The following is a 21,043-nucleotide window of genomic DNA, read 5'->3' as shown; positions in this document are numbered from 1 at the left end:
GATAGTCACCAATCCAATCTGCGGAGAACAGGAGGCAAGATGAGAGCGACAGTCAGCACGAACTCGAATTTGGAATGTTTGGCCAAAGCAACTGCTATCGCCTTGCTCTGGACGGTCACGGCTACGTCGGCGGACGAAGGTATGTGGATGCCGGGCCAGACCGCGGAAGCGGGCGCGGCCATGCGCGCGGATGGGCTCCAGATCGATCCCGCCCAGCTGGGCCGTCTGGACGCTGACCCGCTCAACGCGATCGTATCACTGGGCGGATGCTCCGCCTCGTTCGTCAGTCCACAAGGGCTGGTCGCAACCAATCATCACTGCGTGTTCGAATCCATCCGATACTACAGCAAGGAGGGTCAGGACTATCTCACAGACGGCTTTCTGACGAAGAGCCCTGGGTGAAGAATTGCCCGCGGCGCCAGGCAGCCGAATCTATGTGATCGAGGACATGCGGGATGTGACCGGCGAAATGCTCAAGGGCGTCTCGGACAAGTTGAATGGGTTTGCCCGCTATGAGCGGCTCGCCACGAACCGCAAGGCCCTGATCGCCGCATGTGAAGGACAGCCCAATCGCCGCTGCGACGTAGGGGCCTATTATGGCGGCGCCTCCTACTATCTCCAGCAGAAGCTCGAAATCGAGGACGTGCGCCTTGTCTATGCGCCCGCGCTCGGCATCGGTAACTTCGGCGGCGAAACCGACAATTGGATGTGGCCGCGCCACACAGGCGACTTCGGCTTTTACCGCGCCTATGTCGCTCCTGATGGTTCCTCCCGGCCATATGCGCGCGACAATGTGCCTTACCGGCCGAAGAGTTGGCTACCCGTAGCCTGTAAAGGCGTCAAGGAAGGCGACCTTGTGATGGTCGCCGGCTTTCCCGGCGCAACCAACCAGTTCCTGACGGCGGATGAAGTCCGGTTCAACTTCGCGCAATTCGAACCGCGGTTGCAGCGTTCGCTCTCGGATTATGCCGCCCAGATCAAGAGGCAACGGCAGGCAATCGCGAGGCGCAGATCCATTGACCGCCCGCTTCACAAATTGGCTCAACCTAAAACGCATGGGAAAAGCAGAATAGGCAACAGATCGGCACCAGAATGAATATGGCCGCGCGAACTGACAGACGCGCCAACAATCGGCATCTCGCATGGTCGGTGGCACTGGACGTGGCTCCCACCCTGCTGGCGCGACTCCCCATCAGGTCGTCGGGGTTTCGCTGGCGAAAAAAACTTCCGCGTGTCTCTGCGCGATCCATCCCGCTTGCGCGTGCCTAGTCAACCAAAAAACTGACCATCTGCAGGATCAGGATCAGCAAAAAAAAGCCAAAGGCAGACGCCAAAACAGCTGCCAGCAGGACGATGCGTTGTTTCTTCACCCACAGTTCCCCCGGGAGAGAGTCTAATGACAATCCTTAAAAAAGGCGCCCTGGAACAGGGCGCCCTATGCTCATTTGTGCAAGTTTAAAGTTTAGCTTTGCCTGCTTTATGTAACTAGACGTTTTCTTTTATTCAACATTTTTCCAAGTGTTACTTGCACAAATCGAACGTATCGCACATTTAGGCGAACTGTACATTCGATAGCGACTTTGACGCACGCGTTTACTGGCGGTATACATCCTTCACCGTTGCCGCAAGGCATTGGCCCAGGCGCGCGGCACCTCCTTCACGACAAAGGTTGAAAGCCCGTCCTCGGGCGTTTCATTTCCAAGATCACTTCGATCCACTCATACGGGCTTCCCGAGCGAGACCGTGGGTTCGGACGGTGCGAATGAATTTCTCGTTATAATCGAATTGATTATAAGGCATATTTCTACGTTGAGTATAAAGGATGTCAAGCCCGCGCCAGCGGCAATTTTGTCCGGGCGACCTCCGTTTCGTGAGGACATGGTGGCGGAAGCGATAAAGCTTCGCCGGCCGACCGCCGGTATCAAATGCATTTTCGCCGGTCTCCTCCACCAGTTCCTGCTGCTCCATCAACCGGCGAAAGTTCTGCTGAAGCGCCCCTGCCGATGTAATCGTCAACGCCGTCCGCGTCAGCGCATTGTGATCGGTGAGAAAGCCGACGACATTGTTGATGACGAACGTAACGATCCGCGGCTTCAGAGAGGAATGTGCGCTTCGTCCAGATGGATGGAGTGGGCTGGCAGGTTCCGGGCGGCCGCGCCGTTGAGGATGCAGCATCGAGAGCCGCGCTCGCCGAGGATGACATAGGTCGAGATTCGCGCGCCGGAAGTCTTCCTCCATGTCTCCACGAATCCATTGGCAGGATCCCGGGTTCTTCGCGTGGTCAGGGTCGAGCAGTATCGAACCGTGGTAGTTGAGCTTTGCTCGATGACGTGGATGCCGTGCAGCTTGCCGGCGACTATTTTCGCATTGGTCCCGTTGTGCTATTCATCTCACAGAGCCAGTCCTGATGTTGAGCAGCTTCGGTAGGCTAAATCCCGACGACGAGCGCCCCGCCGCTGAGTCCCGCACCTGCCGCCGCCAGGAGTATTTTCTCGCCCGGCTGAACCGGCTCCGCTTGATTGGCGAGCGACAGTGAGAGCGGGATCGTCGCGGCGGAAGAGTTGCCATATTCGGCGATCGTCTTGACGATCAGGTGATCGGCAACGCCGAGGTTTCGCCCGACCGCATCGAAAATGCGAGCATTGGCCTGATGCGGCACGAACCGGTCGACATCCTGTGGTCGCACTCCGGCAGCGGCTAGCGCGCTTATCGAGCAATCGGTCATCATCTCGACGGCCTTTGCGAACACTTCGCGGCCGTCGGTCATCGTCATTCGGGTTTGCGCGAGGTCGAGGTCACCGTGGAACGGGATGTTGCTTCCTCCTGCGGGAATCTGGATCAGGCCGTATCGCGAGCCGTCCGAATCCACGGAGGCACCGAGAATCCCCCGACCAGTATCCTCGCACGGACCGATCACGACGGCGCCGGCGGCATCGGCAAACAGCACGGCGCTGGCGCGCTCAGAGGGATTGATGCGGCGGCTGAGGATATTGGCGGCGATAACAAGGCTCGCTTTGCCGTGCAGGCGGGTAAATCCGTCCGCAAACATCAGCGCATAAATGAAGCCGGCGCAGGCGCCGGTCAGATCGACAGCGCCGGCGCGGCCGAGCCCCAGCCGATGTGCGACCAGGGGCGCGCTGGGCGGCAGGAGGTGATCGGGCGTCGAGGTGGCAAGCAGCAGCAGACCGATGTCGTGGCGCGCAATGCCGGCGCTGGCCAGCGCCATGGCGCCGGCCTGCGCAGCAAGACCAGACAGCGTGTCTTCGTCCGTTGCCCAGAAGCGCGACCGGATTCCAGTACGCCGCTCGATCCAGCCCGGTTCGAGGCCGAGATTGTTCTCAATTTCGGCATTCGCCACCTTTCGGCCAGGCGCATGATGGCCAAACCCGAGAAGGCGCGACAACCTGCTCATGGCTTTGAGCCGAAGCGTTCGCCGGCCTCCTCGATCGCGTCATGGAGCCGATCGAGCTCGTCGCCGGTGACGCAATAGGGCGGCAGGAGATAAAGGACATTGCCGAGCGGGCGCACAAGCAGGCCGAGCTCGAGGAAAAAGGCCCGCAGCTTAGGTCCGATCTCGGCCAGATAGCCGGCAGAGCCGGCGCGCAGGTCGAGAGCCAGGATCGTGCCGATCGCGCGGCTGTCGGTGAAGTTGGCATTGTCGCGAAAGCGTCGAAACCCGGCGGCCTGTCTCTCGCTCAAGGCCGCGATCCGCTCGGCCACCGGCTCGTCACGCCAGATCTCGACATTGGCGAGTGCTGCCGCGCAGGCAATCGGATTGGCCGTGTAGGAACTCGAGTGGAAAAACGTCTTCTTGCGATCCGCTGAATAATGAGCCTGGAAGATCGCATCGGTGGCAAGCGTGGCCGCCAGCGGGATCACGCCGCCGGTCAAGCCTTTGGAGGTGCACAGGATATCTGGAGAAATCGATGCCTGCTCGCAGGCGAACATGCTCCCGGTGCGGCCCCAGCCGGTCATCACCTCGTCGGCAATCAGCAGCGTGCCGGAGGCTTCGGCAATCTTCTTCAATCCGGTCAGAACCGAGGCCGGATACATCAGCATGCCGCCGGCGCCAAGCACGAGCGGTTCGACGATCAGCGCGGCGGCGCGCCGGTCGCGGGAGACTGCCTCGAATCTATCCAGCGTTTCCTGCTCGCGGCCGGCGGCCGGGAAGGGAATGGTGTCGACCTCGAACAGCAAGGGTTCGTAGGCGGCGTTGAACACGCCACGCGCACCGACGCTCATCGTGCCGATCGTGTCGCCGTGATAGCTGTGCTCCATGACGACGATGCGCGAGCGGGGCGCGCCGATGTTGCGGAAATAACCGAGCGCCATCTTCAACGCGACTTCGACGCAGGTCGAGCCGCTGTCGGAATAGAACACCCGGTCGAGGCCGGGAGGAGCGAGGCCGATGAGCGCCTCGGCCAAGCATTCGGCAGGCTCGTGCGTGAAACCTGCGAAGATGATCTGGTCGAGGCTCGAGGCGGTCGTCTCGATTGCCTTTATAATGCGGGGATGGCGGTGGCCATGCGTGACGACCCACCAGGAGGAAATGGCGTCCAGAATGCGCACGCCATTGGCTTTGTGGAGATACGCGCCTTCAGTCAGGACGATTTCAGGGATCGCCAGCTCGAGCGCGTGCTGGGTGAAGGGATGCCACACACGGGATTGCGTCATCATTCGCCTCCGGCAATCAAAGCGAGGTCGAAGCCGGCAATCATCGCTTGTCTCAGCGTTTTGTCCGTCAGCGGATCGAGGTGCGGCAGCCTGCCGAGTTGCGGCACGTCGCCGAATTCCACGATCGTCCGTTGCGTATCGGTCATCTCATCGCCGATGAAGGCGATGCCAGCCAACGGGATAGCGCGCGCCCGCAGGGCCTCGATCGACAGCAGGGTGTGATTGATTGTTCCGAGCGCGGTGCGGGCGCACAGAATGACCGGCAACTGCCATTGCTCGAATATGTCGATGAACCTTGTCCGGCGGTTCAGCGGCACCATCAGCCCGCCCGCGCCTTCGATGACGAGCGGTGTCGGCAGGACCGGAAACGAAAGATCGGCAGCCTCGATCGAAACGTCGTCGATTTCGGCCGAACGATGCGGCGAAAGCGGGCTCTTCAAGCGGTAGGCTTCCGGCAGCACGCGCCCCGACGGAAGCCCGGCAAGCCGTGCAACCGCCTCGCTGTCGGTCTCGCCGTCGAGGCCCGATTGCACCGGCTTCCAGTAGAAACCGTCAAGCAGGCCGGCAAGCCCGGCCGAAAACACCGTCTTGCCAATTCCGGTGTCTGTTCCGGTGATGACGATGCGCTTGGTCATGTCGCCTCCGGTCATGTCTGGGCCAACACCTCGACGAGCGCCTCGACCATGGCGGAAATGTCGGCTTCGCCGATATTGAGCGTCAGTGAGATGCGCAGCCGCGACGTGCCCTCGGGCACGGTCGGCGGACGAATGCCGCGTATGTCGAAGCCGCGGGCCTGCAGGCGCGCCGCCACTGCCATGGTGCGCCTGACATCGCCGATCACCAAAGGCTGGATCTGAGAGCCACTTGGTATCACGCCGCAGCGATCGACCAATTGGCGGCCTGCGAGGGCGACGCGTTCATGCAGCTGAAAACGCCGCATAGGCTCGTCGGCGAGCATTGCGAGCGCTTCGCGCGCCGCGACCGCCATCAGCGGCGATGGCGCGGTGGCGTAGATGAATGGCCGGCAACGGTTGATCAGATACTGGCACAGTGTCCTCGGCCCGGTCACGAGCCCACCAGATGCGCCGAGCGCCTTGCCGCAGGTGTGGAGCGCGACGATGTTGTCGCGGCCCTCGAAAGCGGCGGCCAGCCCCCGGCCGTCCGGTCCCCAGACGCCGGTCGCGTGCGCCTCGTCAATGACGATGAATGCGTTGTGCCGATCGGCAAGCGCGGCCAGGCTCTCCAAAGGCGCGCAGTCGCCATCCATGCTGTATAGGCTTTCCACCGCAATCCAGACGCATCCCATGCCGCCTTCGGCGCGCCAACGCGTGATCGCATCCTCGACAGCGTTGGCGTCGTTGTGCGCGGCCAGCACGAACTGTGCGCGCCCGGCCTGCGCACCCTCATGCATGCTGGCATGGGCGAGCTCATCGAGGACCAAAAGGTCGCCCTTCTGCGGCAGCGCCGTCAGCAGAGCGAAATTGGCGATGTAGCCGCTGCCGAAGAACAGCGCGCGGTCGGCTCCAAAGAATGCCGCCGCGTCTGCCTCGAGCTGCTCGTGTTCCGGCGCATTGCCGCGCAACAGCCGCGACCCGGTGGCGCCAACCGGCGTGCCACGCGCAATCGCCGCCGCAACCGCTTCGCCAAGTCTTTTGGAGGCGGCAAGCCCGAGATAGTCGTTCGACGAGAAGTCGCGCCCGGCGCACGGCTTCAGCGTCCGCAGCCGGTCCTTGCGCGCCAGTCCCTGCAAGGTCGCCTCATAGCGGGCAAGCGGTGCCCCGTTCATTGCGCCTCGAGTTCCATCGGCTCGATGCCAAGGCGCCGGAACAGCAGGGTATCCCTGTCCTCACCGGGATTGTCCGCCGTCAGCAGCGTGTCGCCGACGAAGATCGAGTTGGCGCCGGCAAAAAAGCACAGCGCCTGCATCTCGTCGGTCATGGCCGTACGGCCGGCGGAAAGACGGATATGCGATTTCGGCATCATGATGCGCGCCAGCGCGATCACGCGCACGAATTCGATCGGCTCGATGGGCTTGGCGTCGGCAAGCGGGGTGCCGGGGATCGGGATCAGCATATTGATCGGAACGCTTTGCGGATGTTCCGGCAGGTTGGCCAGCGTCACCAGCATGCCGATCCGGTCCACCGGCTCCTCGCCCATGCCGACAATGCCGCCGCAGCAGACCTTGATGCCGGATTGGCGAACGTGCTCGAGCGTCTCGAGCCGCTCGGCAAAGCTGCGTGTGCTGATGATCTCGCTGTAGTAGCGTTCCGACGTATCGATGTTGTGGTTGTAAAAGTCGAGACCAGCCTGCTTCAGTCGAGCGGCTTGCTCAAGATCGAGCATGCCGAGGGTCATGCAGGTCTCCATGCCCAGCGCCTTGACGCCTTCGACCATCGCCACCACCGCATCCATGTCGCGCGCCTTGGGGTTTCGCCAGGCCGCGCCCATGCAATAGCGGGTTGCGCCGGCGTCACGCGCCTTGGTCGCCTCGGCGACGACGCGCCGGACCTCCATCAGCTTCGACGCCTTCAGGCCGGTCTCGTGATGCGCCGACTGGCTACAATAGCCGCAATCCTCCGGGCATCCGCCCGTCTTGATGCTGAGCAGCCGGCTGAGCTGGACCTTGTTGGGATCGAAATTCTGGCGGTGCACGGTTTGCGCGAGGAAGAGGAGATTGTTGAAGGGGGCATCGTGAAGTGCCTGAGCCTTCTCCAGGGTCCACGCTCCAGGGTCAGGGGATTGAGCCTGTGGCGATGTCTGCGTTGGACTGGCTGTTTGCATGTCCATGCTGTTCCTCCGGTTCTGCCTTGCTTTGCTGTCTGATTGACGACGATCGGAAAGGACAGTTGATTCGATCCTGTTCGTTCCTCAGACAATCATGAGCCCCAATAGTCGAGGCCGATATCCAGGATCGGCGCGCTGTGGGTCAGTCGGCCGACCGAAATCAGATCAACGCCGGTCGCGGCAATCGCTCGCGCTGTATCGGATGCGATCCCGCCAGAAGCCTCGGTGATAGCACGGCCGCCAACGATTGCGACGGCGCGGCGAAGATCGGCGAGGGACATGTTGTCGAGCAGAACCGCATCGGGAGCGAAGCCAAGTACCTCCTCCAACTGGGCCAGCGTATCGACCTCGACTTCGATCTTGACGAGATGACCGGCCCGTCTTCGTGCTCGCTCGAGCGCCGGGCGAACGCCGCCTGCGATGGCGATGTGGTTGTCCTTGATCAGAATTGCGTCGTCGAGGCCGAAACGGTGATTGGATCCGCCACCCGCGCGCACCGCATACTTTTCGACTGCCCTCAATCCGGGCGTCGTCTTGCGCGTGCAGACGATCTTCGCGCCATATCCACGAACCGCAGCGACGATCGATGCCGTTGCTGTAGCGATGCCGCTCAGATGGCACAAAAAATTGAGTGCCGTCCGTTCGGCTGTGAGAATGCCCCGGGCAGGGCCAACCACTGATGCAATGACCTCTCCATCCATGACATTGGAGCCGTCTGCCCGCTCCACCGAGATTTCGACATCAGGATCAATCAAGCGGAAAGCGAGCATCGCCAGATCGAGGCCGGCGACAACTCCGGACTGGCGCGCCGCCAGCACGGTTCCCGCTTGGTGTTCCTTCGGGACGATGGCCTCCGTGGTCAAGTCGCCGGCTCTGCCAAGGTCTTCAAGAAGAGCTGCCCTTACAAGCGGCTCAAGCATGATCGTGGGAAGCGGTGAGAACGTCATCACTTTGCCCTTTCGAGGCTTGGCGAGTGTCCGAGTTCCCGCGCAGCGGCCAAGGCGGCTTCGAGGGTGATTTCGGACCGTCGGGCGACAGTCGCATGATGAGGAAAGTCTGTCCGGTAATGAGCGCCGCGGCTTTCTTGGCGCAACAGGGCGGCAACCGCGATCATTAGCCCGACAGCCGCCGGATCCGAGGCCGCGTCCTTGCTTTCGGCGAGCGGCAATAAGGCACGTGCGGCTGCTTTCAAAGCTTCACCATCCCGGACGATGCCGAGTGCGCGCGACAGGAAAACACGCACGGGTGCCGGCGCGGGCGATGGGTAAACGTCCGCAAACGCAGGCTTTGTTCTGCGAGCAGGCGTTCCGGCGACACTTTCAGCGACCCAGCGCGCGCACACGACGGCCTCGGTCAAGGAATTGCTGGCGAGCCTGTTGGCGCCATGCAGTCCTGTCGAAGCGACTTCGCCGCAGGCCCACAGCCCCTTGACGGAGGTCCTACCGGAGCCGTCCACGGCAACGCCACCCATGTGGTAGTGTTGGGCCGGACGAATGGGGATGAGATCGCGCGCGGGATTGATGCCGGCTCCACGACAGGCTGATGCGATTGTCGGGAAGTGTCGAGCAAATTCCGGGCCAGGCCGTTGCCGCGCGTCGAGAAAAACACGGTGGCCGTTGGCAAGATGGTTCCAGACGGCGCGCGCCAAGACATCACGAGGCGCGAGTTCCGCCCCTGGCACGCTCTGGAGAAAAGCTTGGCCGGTTTCGTCGATCAGGGCAGCACCTTCGCCGCGGACGGCCTCGCTGAGCAGCACCATAGGGCGTTCCGGGCCGTCAAGCGCGGTCGGGTGGAACTGGATGAACTCGAGGTCGGCAAGGACAGCTCCAGCGCGGGCCGCAAGCGCCAGGCCCTGTCCACAACTGCCCGAAGGATTCGTGGTGTCGAGAAACAGTCCCCCGATCCCACCGGTGGCGAGGACGACCCGCCGTGAGCCGAAGAAGACAGGTCCTATCGAACCGCTCGCCCAGACGCCTCGGATCGCATTCTCTCGCACCGCCAGCCGGCGCGCTTCCGCGCCCTCCACGACAACAATCGACGGAGTGGAACGCACAGCCGCGATCAGGGCACGCATGATCTCACGCCCGGTGCCGTCACCATGCGCATGAACGATGCGACGTCGGCTGTGTGCGGCCTCCAATCCGAGGCACAGTGATCCTTGCGGCGTACGGTCGAAGGGAACCCCAAAGCCCGCAAGCCCCTCTATCGCCTTGGGCGCGGCTTGGAGGATGCGGCTCGCCACGTCTGTGTCGCAGAGACCATCCCCGGCGGCAAGCGTATCGGCCAGGTGCAGTTCCGGATCGTCGTCTTCGCCGAAACTTGCAGCCAGACCACCCTGTGCCCACGTGCTCGAATTGTCAGCTCCCAGCAGCGTCCTGGACAGAAGCAGCACCGGCTCCGGCGCCAGTTGAAGCGCGGTCATCAGTCCGGCGATGCCGCCGCCGATGATGATGGGCCGCCCGAAGAAGCTGCGGACATCGGCGCTCAAATTGCCAGCATCCGTTCGACCGCAAGCCGCGCGCGCCCGGCGATCCCGGGTTCGATGGTTACGATATGGTGGTTCTGCTCGAGCGCCATGCGGATGTTGGCAAGCGTGATCCGCTTCATGTGCGGGCACAAATTGCAGGGCCGGATGAACTCGACCTCTGGGTGCGCTAACGCGACGTTGTCGCTCATCGAACATTCCGTCATCAGCACGACACGTGCCGGCCTTTGCCTTTCGACATAGTCGGACATGGCAGCGGTCGAGCCGGAAAAATCTGCTTCAGCGACGACGTCGGGCGGGCATTCGGGATGCGCGAGCACGATTACGCCGGGATGGCTTTCGCGCAACTCGCGGATGTCGGCCGGTGTAAAGCGCTCATGCACCTCGCAATGCCCTTTCCAGGCGATGATCTGCACATCGGTCTGGGCGGCGATATTCTGGGCCAGATATTCGTCCGGCAACATGATCACCTGGGGAACGCCAAGGGATTGGACGACCGCCTTGGCGTTGCCGGATGTACAGCAGATATCCGACTCGGCTTTCACTTCGGCCGACGTGTTGACATAAGTGATGATCGGCACGCCGGGATAACGCTGGCGCATCAAGCGCACGTCTTCTGCCGTGATCGATTCCGCCAACGAACAGCCTGCCCGCAGGTCGGGAATGAGCACCGTCTTTTGCGGATTGAGCAGCTTGGCCGTTTCGGCCATGAAATGTACGCCGGCCAGCACGATGACTTGCGCCTCGATCGTCGCAGCCGTGCGGGCCAGTGCCAAGCTGTCGCCGACGATGTCGGCCACGCAATGGAAGATCTCGGGGGTCTGATAGTTGTGCGCCAGGATGATGGCGTTGCGCTCGCGCTTCAGTGCAAGGATCGCCTCGATATCCTCGACGAAAGCCGGCCATTCGATCGGCGGGATCACTCGTCGGACGCGCTCGTAGAGAAACGCGGTCGCAGGCAGCATGGCGCTCATCGACCCCTCCCAGCTTATACTCTAGGTGAAAATAACCAGCATATACTTGCTGTGAGTATAAGCGATGTCAACCCCGCGCCAGCGGCAATTTTGTCCCGGCGATGACCCTCTCGTCGAGAACGGCGTGGCGGAACCGGTAAAGCTTCGCTGGCCGGCCGCCGGTCTCCGCGGTTGCCTCTCCGGTCTCTTCGACCAGCTCCTGCTGCTCGATCAGCCGGCGAAAGTTCGGCTTACGCACGAGCCTGCCGGCAAGCGCCTCCACGGTTCGCTGCAGCTGCAAAAGCGTGAAGACCGGCGGCATCAGCTCAAAGACGACCGGCCGGTATTTGATCTTGGAGCGCAGCCGCGCAATGCCGGTCGCCACGATGCGGCGATGATCGGCGACCATAGACTTGCTGGGCACCAGCGGAGGCAGCGTCGCGTCCCGTCCGCTTCCGGCCTCTTGGACCAGGCCTGCTTCGTAGACTAACTCATAGCGTTGAAGCGTGAGTTCCTCGTTCCAAAGGCGGTCGTCGAAGCCGAAGGCTATCGTCGCCCGCTGCCAGCGTTCACGTCGCGTGGCCGCGTCGCTGACGCCGTCTGCCCATTCAATCAGGCGCGGTCGCAGAACGTCCAGCACGACCGGAGGCGTGCCGGAGCGGTGGTCCTCCCATGGAAAATATTCATACCAGCTCTGCCAGCCGCACTTGGGCGAGCCAGCTGCCTGTTCCTTGCGGGTCAATGCGAGATAGCTGATGGAGATGACGCGCTGCTGGCGCTCGGCGCCGATGCGATCCCGATCCGCGAAGGTGTAGAGTTGCTCAATATACCCCAGCGGATGGCCGGTCTGCTGCTCGACCCACCCCCTCAAACCGGATTGCAGCGATCGGTGCTCAAGCGCAAATGGTCCGGAGGGCAGGGTGTCCGCCTGGCCGATGGTGAGGACACAGGGTTCACTGTCGTTTACGGCGACGACAAAGGCGATCAGGTCCACTTTGACTTCGTCGGCCTTGACGGCGGCTCTGTCTTTCCTGGGTCCTTTTGCCTGATCGTCCATGTTCGCCAAAGTGGTTGGCCAGCTCGGGGGCGCCTGAATCGATTTAAGTGTAAGCGCGCCTGTCCGCACGTCAACACCGCACAGCTGCACGACCATTTTTAGCTCTTCGCACTTGCACAAAAATGTGGCAAACGCGACACCCGCGGTTGGTAACGTAGGGGAAGGAGGGTCCATTGAGTGCGTTTGGTGACACCAAGGCGATCACACCGCCGGATATTCGTTCGCGCAAAGGTGGGACGCCGCTCGTCTGCCTTACCGCCTACACGACGCCAGTCGCCCGGCTTGTCGATCCCCATTGCGATGTGGTGCTGGTCGGCGACAGCGTCGGCATGGTTCTCCACGGCCTGCCCTCGACGCTCGGTGTGACGCTGGAGATGATGATCATTCACGGCCAGGCCGTGCGCCGTGGCCTCGAGCAGGCGCTGATGGTCGTCGACCTGCCGTTCGGTTCCTTCGAGGAAAGCCCCGAGCAGGCTTTCCGCAATGCCGCGCGCGTCATGGCCGAGACCGGCTGCGCGGCCGTCAAGCTCGAAGGCGGCGAAACGATGGCAGAGACGATCGGCTTCCTCGCCGCGCGCGGCGTGCCGGTCATGGCCCATATCGGCTTGACGCCGCAGTCGATCAACACCATCGGTGGCTACCGCGTGCAGGGCAGAGGCGGGGATGCCGAGCGCATCAGGCGCGACGCGCTTGCGGTGAGCGAAGCGGGCGCCTTTGCGGTCGTGCTGGAGAAGGTTCCCGAGGCGCTCGCCCGCCGGATCACCGGGGAGGTGGCGACCCCGACCATTGGCATCGGTGCCTCGGCCGCCTGTGACGGCCAGATTCTCGTCGTCGACGACATGCTGGGCCTCTTCGGCGACTTCCGGCCCAAATTCGTCAAGCGCTATGCTGAACTGGGGGAGGCTGCTGCGGCTGCGATCGCGGCCTATGCGCGGGAAGTGAAGGAGCGCCAGTTTCCGGCCGCCGAGCACGTGTTTGCCGATGCGCCCAAGCCCGCCGACGGGGACGCCACCAAGAGCGGAGAAGCAGCGTGAGCGTGCCGATTGTCAGGAGCGTTGCCCAGCTTCGCCAAATCGTCGCCGCATGGCGCCGCGAGGGCGTGAGGATTGCCGTCGTGCCAACGATGGGCGTCCTCCATGAGGGCCATCTCAGCCTGGTGCGCGCGGCACTCGTGAAGGCCGACCGGGTGATCGTGACGCTCTTCGTCAACCCGAAGCAATTCAACAGCGAGGCCGATCTCGCCGCGTATCCGAGCACCGAGGACGAGGATGCCGCCAAGCTGGCACCGCTTGGCGCGCACCTGCTTTATGCGCCGGACGCAGAGGAGATGTATCCGGCGGCCTTCGCCACGACCGTTTCGGTGTCCGGTGTCAGCGAGGGCCTGTGCGGTGCCTTCCGGCCGGGACATTTCGATGGCGTGGCGACCGTCGTCGCCAAGCTCTTCCTGCAGACCAGCGCTGACTTCGGCTTCTTTGGCGAAAAGGACTTTCAGCAGCTTCAGCTAGTCAGGCGTATGGCCCGGGACCTGGATATTCCAATCACCATTGTTCCTTGCCCGACAGTCCGCGAAGCCGACGGTCTTGCACTATCATCGCGCAATGTCCGGCTCTCGCAAGCAGAGCGTGCTGTTGCCCCCGAGCTACCATCGGTCTTGCTCGAGACGGCTGAGCGGCTTGCCCGCGGCTCGCCCGTCCTGCCAACGCTTGCCGAAGCGCGCGCAGCAATTCTGGCTGCGGGCTATCGCGAGGTCGAATACCTGGAACTTCGCGACGAGGCAGATCTGCGACCCATGACAAGCCTTGACCGACCTGCACGCTTGCTTGTCGCGGCCTGGCTCGGCGGCACACGGCTCATAGACAACGTCAGAATATCACGGGTTTCAACAGGTTAACGGGGTTCTCGGCACGCGCTGTATCCGTCCGGGATCGTTTAAAACAAGGTCTCTGCCTGGCATCGAGCGATCACGGAGGTTACGCAAAGCGCAAATGCATCGCGTGTTTGAGAACTTCGTCGAGCAACTGTCTGCAAGTGTTGATGCTGCCGATCTCCGTGAGGCAATGGCATCCGCTGCAGCCGGCTTCGATTTTCCGCTATTCGCCTATTTCACTTACCCGTCGGCCTCCGGCGACGCCCCGCAATTGATCTCAAACTATCCTTCATCCTGGACATCACGTTATCTGCAACAGCGGTACCACAGTCTTGATCCGGTCATCCTGCGCGGGCTGCAAGGCTGGGATACCTTCGACTGGGGTGTGGATCGCGCTCGGCACTGTCTGCCGAATTCGCAGCAACAAATTCTGGAGAGTGCGGCTGAGTTTGGCATCCGCGGCGGCCTGACGATGTCCATGCATGATCATCGCGGCCGGTTTGCTGCCCTGACCTTTGCTTCCGACGAGTCCCGTCCGCCTCTGTTGCGGTCATTGACACGTTACGAAAAAGCATTGCAGCTGGTGGCCATCAACTTTCATATCCATGTCCGGCGCAGGCTCGCCGACGATCGCGTGGTGGATGGTGTAACGCTCACCCCGCGGGAGTTCGAGTGCCTGAAATGGGCGGCGCGCGGCAAGTCGGCTTGGGATATCAGCCAGCTTCTCGGCGTCTCAAAGCGCACCGTGACCTTTCATCTGGAAAACGCCAAGGCAAAGCTTGGCGTTCGAACGATCAACCAGGCCGTTGCACGACTGGCTGCCTCCGGCCAGGCGAGATCCTGATTCGTCGGCCACGATAGCTGTAAACCTCTACAGGCTGCATCGCTGCCGGCTTTGCCCTTCGATGGCGGGAACACATCCCGCACGGAGGCGACCATGATGCAGCTGATAACACCAGACCTTTACGACGAGTTCGCAAGCGAGCTCAAAGAGATGCACGGGCTCAGGTTTCGGGTGTTCAAGGAAAGGCTCGATTGGGAAGTTGATACCGAAGACCAGATGGAAACAGACCCGTTTGATGGTCTGAAGCCTGTCTATCTGCTCCTCAAGGGATCCGACTGGCGAATTCGCGGTTGCGTGCGTCTTTTGCCCAGCACCGGACCCACAATGTTGCGCGACACGTTCCCGGTGCTGCTGGGTGCTGACGTCGTGCCCTCGACCTCCGACATATGGGAGAGCAGTCGTTTCGCGCTCGATCTCCCTCCGTCGGCGCCCAAGGCAGCGGGCGGACTGGCCCAGGCAACCTACGAGCTCTTCGCGGGCATGATCGAGTTCGGCTTGGCCAAGGATCTGACCCGGATAGTAACGGTGACGGACACGCGCATGGAACGGATCCTTCGCCTCGCGACGTGGCCATTGTCGCGCATCGGACAACCCAAGTCCGTCGGCAAAACGGAGGCGGTGGCCGGGTTTCTCGAGATTTCCCGCGCGAGCCTTTTGCGCATCCGCAGCAGGGGACGTCTGAGCGGACCGGTACTGTGGCAACCGGTTCTAGGCCCGTCGGCATTGTGGACACCTGAGCCGTGAAGGATGCTGGTCTGCCCAAGGAAGCGACGGTCGGTCTTGTATGCTGGCCGGACTGGCGTCGTCACGAAGCTTACCACTACGCCAGACGATTGCCACGCACTGCCTGGGCCTGGGAGTTTCTTCGGCGCAATCCACAATTCCAGCGCGACCACGCCAAAATGGCACCGTCCGCCTGCATTGTCGGAGCCCAGGCCGACCTGAACATAATCGAGTTGACGACAGGATCATCTTTCCTAAGACACTGGAGCCTCCTTTTTCGCGGACGCGCCACAGTGGGACGCTACGTCGGCAAGGGTCTTTTGGGATCCGCGCGACTGCGCCCGTATTCTACGAGCGGCCGCGGAGCTGGTTGGGCTCGACCACGATTTTGAACCGCTTGATCTTTCGTCGCTCTCATGCTGCAAGGACATCCTGCTGACACCTGCCGGCGTGCAGCACGTGCTGCTGAGGGAGGACTGCCGGAGTCTGCAGATCGCCCTTTCCGGTGCATCCGTTCTCCGCCCGTTGCGGCTATATGTCGACGCGATCGTGCAGCCGCAGCACCTGAAGTTCCATGTCGCTGCCCTTCAGTTCCTGAACGACATCAATGGTTGCGGCCGCCTGGCAGCTGCTTGCTTTCCGCCGGAGCCCCGCGGAGCGCGTCTGCGTCTCGTGCTCCAGGCTTTGGATGGCTCGCTTGCGGGAGCATCTCATCAGGAGATCGCCATTGCCCTGTTCGGGAGACGCCGTGTCGAAGAAGATTGGTCTCATCCAGGTAGCCATCTTCGCGATCAGGTGCGTCGCGCCATCCAACGTGGCCGCTACCTGATGGGCGGCGGCTATAGACAATTCCTGATGTAATTCGGGTGACAGCTTGGTGATTGTCTTATTCGAAAACGCGCAGGCATCAATCTCCATTTCTCACTGCTATTGTGCCTTGTACAAGACGTGACACGCGCCTAGTTCTTCCGCTGCGGGAATCGGTTTTGAGTAATACGGACGAAGCACTGAGAACCAACGTTTTCGTGATAGTGCATTCATGCCCCGAGAATCCTGATGACGTTACGAACCCCGACAAAGCCGGCGCTGACTGAAACGGTCGCTGAATGTGCTCTGTGGCCTGCGCCGCCTGACTCTCGGTTTCGGCCATGCCGACCAACAGCCTATTGATAGGCCATCGCGGGCTAAACTCTACCGGCGAGAGCCGCGTCAACAGCGGCAGGCAATCAGAAACTAGATCGGCGGCGACGATGATTATGATCAACGTGACGAACACGTGAATCATGCCGACGGCGCCGACGCTGCCGATGATGATGATGCCGATCATGCGTCACAGTGCTTGTGATCATGCCGATCACCGCGTGATCACGAGCGGCGGCGCTTCGTGTCAGGTGCGTAGCCGGGATGGTCGCGCATGGCCGATTGGTCCTTCGTGCCGCGGGGTGTGGGCTTGCGCTCGGTCATGAGGGCGTCAGGCGCAACGAGAAGTTTTTAGATCAGGGGCTCATCCATGGGGTGGATGATAGTTATCCCTACAATTAATTGTACCAATATTACCGGATACTACTACAAGATCCCCAATGAAAGCGGCCGGATGGGTATCCGTCTCGCGTGGGCTGAAGCTGCCGGCAAGAATGGAAGACGAACATGTGCGGGATTGTTGGCATCGTTGGGCAACAGCCGGTGTCGGATCGGTTGGTCGACGCATTGAAGCGTTTGGAATATCGCGGCTATGATTCCGCCGGCGTTGCGACGATCACCGAAGGTGCCTTGCACCGCCGGCGCGCCGAGGGCAAGCTCGTCAATCTCGAGAGGAGACTGAAGGAAGAGCCGCTGAGCGGCAACATCGGCATCGGCCACACGCGTTGGGCAACCCATGGGGCCTCGACGGAACGCAATGCGCACCCGCACTTTACCGACGGTGTCGCCGTCGTCCATAACGGGATCATCGAGAATTTCACCGAGCTGAAGGACGAATTGGCGGCGGCTGGCGCCGAGTTCCAGACCGATACCGACACCGAGGTCGTCGCGCATCTCTTGGCAAGACACCGCCGGGAGGGCATGAGGCGGCAAGAGGCGATGCGTGCCATGCTGAAACGCGTCAGGGGCGCCTATGCGCTTGCCGTCCTCTTCGAAGATGATCCGTCGACCATCATGGCGGCGCGCAACGGACCACCGCTGGCGATCGGTCACGGCGACGGCGAGATGTTCCTGGGCTCCGACGCGATCGCGCTCGCTCCCTTCACCAATGAAATTACCTATCTCATCGAGGGCGACTGGGCCGTTGTCGGCAATTCGGGCGCCCATATCTTCGATTTCGACGGCCATCCCGTCGAGCGTCCGCGCCATACCTCCACGGCCGCGGCCGATCTGGCCAACAAGGGCACTCATCGCCACTTCATGGAGAAGGAAATCTACGAGCAGCCCGAAGTCATCGCCCATGCTCTCCGTCACTATAGCAACATCATAGAGAATCGCGCCGACACGGTTTCTGGCATCGATTTCGCCAGGATCCCGAGCTTGGCGATCTCGGCCTGCGGGACCGCCTATCTCGCCGGACTGATCGGAAAATACTGGTTCGAGCGCTATGCGCGCCTGACAGTTGAAATCGACGTTGCGTCCGAATTCCGTTACCGCGAGATCCCGTTGTCGCCGCAGTCGGCGGCTCTTTTCATTTCGCAGTCCGGCGAAACCGCTGATACGCTCGCATCGTTGAGGTACTGCAAGGAGCGTGGGCTGAAAATTGGCGCTATCGTCAATGCCTGCGAATCGACCATCGCTCGGGAGGCCGATGCGGTCTTCCCGATCCTTGCCGGACCGGAGATCGGCGTCGCCTCCACCAAGGCGTTTACCTGCCAGCTTGCCGTTCTAGCCGCACTCGCCATCGGCGCCGCCAGAGCCCGCGGGACCGTAACCGAAGACGAGCTGCAGGCGCTCGTCAGGAGCCTCGCCGAAGTGCCGCGCGTCATGGGCCAGGTACTCAACTGCATCCAGCCGGAGATCGAGTTCCTGTCGCGCGAACTGTCAAAGTGTCGTGACGTCCTGTATCTCGGCCGTGGCACCAGTTTCCCGCTAGCGATGGAAGGTGCGCTGAAGCTCAAGGAGATTTCCTACATCCATGCCGAGGGCTATGCGGCGGGTGAATTGAAGCACGGTCCGATCGCATTGATAGACGACAACATGCCAGTGATCGTCATCGCGCCCCATGATCGCTTTTTCGACAAGACCGTCTCCAACATGCAGGAAGTGGCTGCCCGTGGAGGGCGGATTATCCTCATCACCGATGAAAAAGGGGCAGCCGCATCGAAACTCGACACCATGCACACGCTCGTGCTGCCGGCTGTCGACGAGATTATCGCGCCGATGATCTTCTCGCTGCCGATACAGCTTCTTGCCTACCACACGGCGCTCTTCATGGGCACAGATGTAGACCAGCCGCGCAATCTCGCAAAATCGGTCACGGTCGAATGATTGTGAACCTTTATAGGTGGCGATGCTTGTCCATCTTCGCTGCATCGGCGGTGGAAATTGGTCGAAGGTATCAGCGTCCGCGAGGCTGGGTGGACGGTGCCGCGAATAGCCACTGGAGGCGTCAGTGAGAGTTCGAGTTGCTGTTCAAGAAAGCCATCGGGGAGAATGAGTCGTGTAGGATCGCAGGTCGAATGCGCTACAGCCGATCAGGCCATCTCATGGCGGGCAGGTTCTTAGAACTTGATCAGAAGCAGGTGAGCCGCCATATTCCGACCCGGCTGCCAATTTCAAGTGGCCCATTCCATGGATGAGGCCGGTCCGGCCGAATGGACGTCCATTTTTTTGATTTGCTGGGTGTGCGCCAGGGTCGGGGAGGAAATCTCCCGATTTGTCAGGCGCTCCCATCTTCTTGGAGATGTTTATGAAGGATTCGCGCATTCCCGAGCCAGTCTTGACGGCTATGTCGCAGGGGACCCACATCATCCGCGCTTATCGTGAGCACCTTGGGTATTCAATCGAGGACCTCGCGGTCGCGTGCGGGCTTGCCGCTCAGGAAATCCAAAACATCGAGCGGGGTCTAAAGTACAATAAGGGCTATCGGAATCGGATAGCGAGATCGCTGTCCATACCTGTGGGAATTCTTGAGGCAGAGTCGGACATATCGGACGCCGCCTGATCAGTCGGATAATCTGCAATGGGTGGAAGACCGCTCTTGTGATGTGACGTTTGCGGCTGATAGTCGTCGCTTGATTCCGTTGGACGCGAATGCCTTCTGGCGCAGTACCGCCAAGAGAATTCTCGTCCACTGTCCGAGTCAGGAACTGCACACGGGCTCGCCGAACAGGAAGTTGGAACGCTTCGTCATGCTGTCTTAGGCGATATAGCCGCCCGGAGTGCTGCGACACGTGCACGATAGCATTGGCTCGCGAGGATGGATTGCTAACGGCGAACCCATGCTGGTCGGCAAGGCGATACTGACTGGAGCATCAACTCGGCCGACGAGAGTGGCCCCCCATCCTAGGCAGGATCGGCCGACATGGCCGGCATCGCGAGCCGCTCTGAAAAGAGCACAGCGGGCATCCAGACGCTGCCGGGTTGACTATGGGTGTCGGAACCGCAAAAAGGGGCCGCTCTTCATGAGTGGCGTGCGCCGGCAGTCTAACCCCAAGCCCCCCGCCAGGCTGCCGGCGCGCTTCTAGCCGCCTTGATGCACGGCGATAAGCTTTTGACGGCCTGAAGCGACATTGTGGTCGCCGTTGCGGTGCTTTTCCACGCGCCTCGTCAGGCGCCGGGATTGCTTCGTCGTGATGGCAGGCGAGGGTTTGCAGGTTGCGGTCGACGGGTTCGTTTCGGGGCGTCTGCCCCCATCGTTATGTCGCGAGTTGGGGGATGCGATCGAGGACGATGCGCAGGATGCGCTGGTCGGGGCACCGATGTCGGCAGGTGCAGGCGGATTTGCGATTTCATCTCGACCACCCGCGCAGCGATTTTGATGAGGCGCAATCGCAGCGTGTCGAATTGGGCGACGGCAAAGCTCGAGCGCCTAGGCATCGCGGCCCGCAAGCCCCACATCAACCAGTAAGCACCGGCATGCAGGAATAGCCGGAACTGGTTGGCCGTCGCTCTGGTGCAGGATGTGCGGTCGGCGGCAAGATGCGTCTTCCACGACTTGATGTGGTTCTCGGCCGCGCCGCGCCGGCAGTAGACATCCTCGTAGAGCGCCTTGGCCTTCCCACCGGCAAGGTTGGTGACGACGAAGCGGATATCGCCACCTTGGGCGCCGACCTCGACCCGCGCGATGATGCGCTCGACGCGGCTCCAACTAGCGGCGCCGTCAACGAACTCCTTGAACCTGCGGACCTTGCCTGTCTTGGCCGGCGCTTCGAAGCGCGCCGTCGTGCTGGCCTCCAGATCCGCGACATGCTTGCGCAGGGTCGTGGGGGGCGCGAGGCCAAAGATGAAGTCGACGTCGTTGGCGCGGCACCAGTCGATGACCTGCGGGTTGCAATAATGGCTATCGCCGCGGAGCAGGATTCGAATGTTCGGCCAGTTGATCCGGATCGCCCGCACCAGACGGCGCAGGTGGGGGCGGATCTCAGGCCCACTCGGCTGCTTGGCCGGTCGCAGGATCGCGCTGACGAACCGTCCCGCACCATCGAACACGACGATCGGCTGGAAGCCGTAC

20 protein-coding genes and 3 pseudogenes are annotated in these 21,043 nt (G+C 61.7%); 10 read left to right on the top strand and 13 right to left on the bottom strand.

Going from position 1 to position 21,043, the window contains the following annotated elements:
• Nucleotides 1–39 precede the first annotated feature (39 nt).
• Both NKH50_RS26110 and NKH50_RS26105 read left to right on the top strand, forming a co-directional pair.
• The gene (locus tag NKH50_RS26110; RefSeq protein ID WP_352881871.1) at nt 40–402 is read left to right on the top strand and encodes a S46 family peptidase; all 363 of its coding nucleotides are present in this window, start codon (nt 40–42) and stop codon (nt 400–402) included.
• A gap of 46 nt (nt 403–448) precedes the next feature.
• Entirely contained in the window at nt 449–1,096 is a 648-nt protein-coding gene (locus tag NKH50_RS26105; RefSeq protein WP_352881868.1) for a S46 family peptidase, read from the top strand.
• A gap of 729 nt (nt 1,097–1,825) precedes the next feature.
• Here the strand turns inward: NKH50_RS26105 and NKH50_RS29050 are convergent.
• The 11 genes and pseudogenes from NKH50_RS29050 to NKH50_RS26055 all read right to left on the bottom strand — a co-directional run.
• Nucleotides 1,826–2,031, bottom strand: a pseudogene (locus tag NKH50_RS29050) (NrtR DNA-binding winged helix domain-containing protein); the annotation flags it as partial.
• Nucleotides 2,032–2,061: 30 nt separating this feature from the next.
• Nucleotides 2,062–2,360, bottom strand: a pseudogene (locus NKH50_RS29045) (aspartate 1-decarboxylase); the annotation flags it as partial.
• 68 nt (nt 2,361–2,428) lie between these two features.
• Nucleotides 2,429–3,412, bottom strand: coding sequence for a 3-oxopimeloyl-[acyl-carrier-protein] synthase BioZ (bioZ, locus tag NKH50_RS26095; RefSeq protein WP_352881864.1), 984 nt, complete (start codon nt 3,410–3,412; stop codon nt 2,429–2,431).
• Nucleotides 3,409–4,674 (bottom strand): adenosylmethionine--8-amino-7-oxononanoate transaminase, encoded by a 1,266-nt coding sequence (locus tag NKH50_RS26090; RefSeq protein WP_352881862.1) that lies wholly within the window; start codon nt 4,672–4,674, stop codon nt 3,409–3,411. The genes bioZ and NKH50_RS26090 overlap by 4 nt, the downstream gene beginning before the upstream one ends.
• Nucleotides 4,674–5,309 carry a dethiobiotin synthase gene (gene bioD / locus NKH50_RS26085; RefSeq protein WP_023679599.1) on the bottom strand — a complete coding sequence of 212 codons (636 nt, stop codon included), beginning with the start codon at nt 5,307–5,309 and terminating at the stop codon, nt 4,674–4,676. The genes NKH50_RS26090 and bioD overlap by 1 nt, the downstream gene beginning before the upstream one ends.
• 11 nt (nt 5,310–5,320) lie before the next feature.
• The gene (locus NKH50_RS26080; protein ID WP_352492860.1) at nt 5,321–6,460 is read right to left on the bottom strand and encodes an 8-amino-7-oxononanoate synthase; all 1,140 of its coding nucleotides are present in this window, start codon (nt 6,458–6,460) and stop codon (nt 5,321–5,323) included.
• Complete coding sequence (gene bioB, locus NKH50_RS26075; RefSeq protein ID WP_352492869.1) at nt 6,457–7,455, bottom strand: biotin synthase BioB; 999 nt, start codon at nt 7,453–7,455, stop codon at nt 6,457–6,459. The genes NKH50_RS26080 and bioB overlap by 4 nt, the downstream gene beginning before the upstream one ends.
• A gap of 95 nt (nt 7,456–7,550) precedes the next feature.
• The gene (gene nadC / locus NKH50_RS26070; RefSeq protein ID WP_352518027.1) at nt 7,551–8,405 is read right to left on the bottom strand and encodes a carboxylating nicotinate-nucleotide diphosphorylase; all 855 of its coding nucleotides are present in this window, start codon (nt 8,403–8,405) and stop codon (nt 7,551–7,553) included.
• Complete coding sequence (locus NKH50_RS26065; protein ID WP_352881859.1) at nt 8,405–9,946, bottom strand: L-aspartate oxidase; 1,542 nt, start codon at nt 9,944–9,946, stop codon at nt 8,405–8,407. The genes nadC and NKH50_RS26065 overlap by 1 nt, the downstream gene beginning before the upstream one ends.
• The gene (nadA, locus tag NKH50_RS26060) at nt 9,943–10,917 is read right to left on the bottom strand and encodes a quinolinate synthase NadA (protein WP_352508058.1); all 975 of its coding nucleotides are present in this window, start codon (nt 10,915–10,917) and stop codon (nt 9,943–9,945) included. The genes NKH50_RS26065 and nadA overlap by 4 nt, the downstream gene beginning before the upstream one ends.
• 67 nt (nt 10,918–10,984) lie before the next feature.
• Nucleotides 10,985–11,953, bottom strand: coding sequence for an NUDIX hydrolase (locus NKH50_RS26055; RefSeq protein ID WP_023722073.1), 969 nt, complete (start codon nt 11,951–11,953; stop codon nt 10,985–10,987).
• Nucleotides 11,954–12,126: 173 nt separating this feature from the next.
• Here NKH50_RS26055 and panB point away from each other — a divergent pair, with 173 nt between their 5' ends.
• The 6 genes from panB to NKH50_RS26025 all read left to right on the top strand — a co-directional run bounded on the left by panB (nt 12,127) and on the right by NKH50_RS26025 (nt 16,248).
• Entirely contained in the window at nt 12,127–12,987 is an 861-nt protein-coding gene (gene panB, locus NKH50_RS26050) for a 3-methyl-2-oxobutanoate hydroxymethyltransferase (RefSeq protein ID WP_352881857.1), read from the top strand.
• Nucleotides 12,984–13,844: a pantoate--beta-alanine ligase gene (gene panC, locus NKH50_RS26045; RefSeq protein WP_352881854.1), complete on the top strand. Its 861-nt coding sequence runs from the start codon at nt 12,984–12,986 to the stop codon at nt 13,842–13,844. Before panB ends, panC begins: the two co-directional genes overlap by 4 nt.
• 94 nt (nt 13,845–13,938) lie before the next feature.
• The gene (locus NKH50_RS26040; RefSeq protein ID WP_352881852.1) at nt 13,939–14,664 is read left to right on the top strand and encodes a LuxR family transcriptional regulator; all 726 of its coding nucleotides are present in this window, start codon (nt 13,939–13,941) and stop codon (nt 14,662–14,664) included.
• Between the two features lie 93 nt (nt 14,665–14,757).
• On the top strand, nt 14,758–15,408 hold the full coding sequence (locus tag NKH50_RS26035; RefSeq protein WP_352458529.1) for an acyl-homoserine-lactone synthase: 651 nt from the start codon (nt 14,758–14,760) through the stop codon (nt 15,406–15,408).
• Entirely contained in the window at nt 15,405–15,779 is a 375-nt protein-coding gene (locus tag NKH50_RS26030; RefSeq protein ID WP_352474703.1) for a transcriptional regulator domain-containing protein, read from the top strand. Before NKH50_RS26035 ends, NKH50_RS26030 begins: the two co-directional genes overlap by 4 nt.
• Nucleotides 15,780–15,837: 58 nt before the next feature.
• On the top strand, nt 15,838–16,248 hold the full coding sequence (locus NKH50_RS26025) for a DUF2285 domain-containing protein (RefSeq protein WP_084641649.1): 411 nt from the start codon (nt 15,838–15,840) through the stop codon (nt 16,246–16,248).
• Nucleotides 16,249–16,294: 46 nt separating this feature from the next.
• Here NKH50_RS26025 and NKH50_RS26020 read toward each other — a convergent pair whose 3' ends face one another.
• Nucleotides 16,295–16,714 (bottom strand): hypothetical protein, encoded by a 420-nt coding sequence (locus NKH50_RS26020; protein ID WP_352881849.1) that lies wholly within the window; start codon nt 16,712–16,714, stop codon nt 16,295–16,297.
• 320 nt (nt 16,715–17,034) lie between these two features.
• Between NKH50_RS26020 and glmS the strand changes: the two genes are divergently transcribed.
• Together glmS and NKH50_RS26010 are read left to right on the top strand one after the other, a co-directional pair.
• A complete protein-coding gene (gene glmS / locus NKH50_RS26015; protein ID WP_352503068.1) occupies nt 17,035–18,858 on the top strand; it encodes a glutamine--fructose-6-phosphate transaminase (isomerizing) in 1,824 nt (607 codons plus the stop codon).
• A gap of 415 nt (nt 18,859–19,273) precedes the next feature.
• A complete protein-coding gene (locus NKH50_RS26010; protein ID WP_352496595.1) occupies nt 19,274–19,534 on the top strand; it encodes a helix-turn-helix domain-containing protein in 261 nt (86 codons plus the stop codon).
• Between the two features lie 694 nt (nt 19,535–20,228).
• Here the strand turns inward: NKH50_RS26010 and NKH50_RS26005 are convergent.
• Nucleotides 20,229–21,043 (bottom strand): annotated as a pseudogene (locus NKH50_RS26005) (IS1380 family transposase); the annotation flags it as partial.

Source organism: Mesorhizobium sp. M1027 (genome assembly GCF_040318745.1).
GTDB lineage: Bacteria > Pseudomonadota > Alphaproteobacteria > Rhizobiales > Rhizobiaceae > Mesorhizobium.
This window is presented reverse-complemented; position numbering and strand designations above follow the sequence as displayed.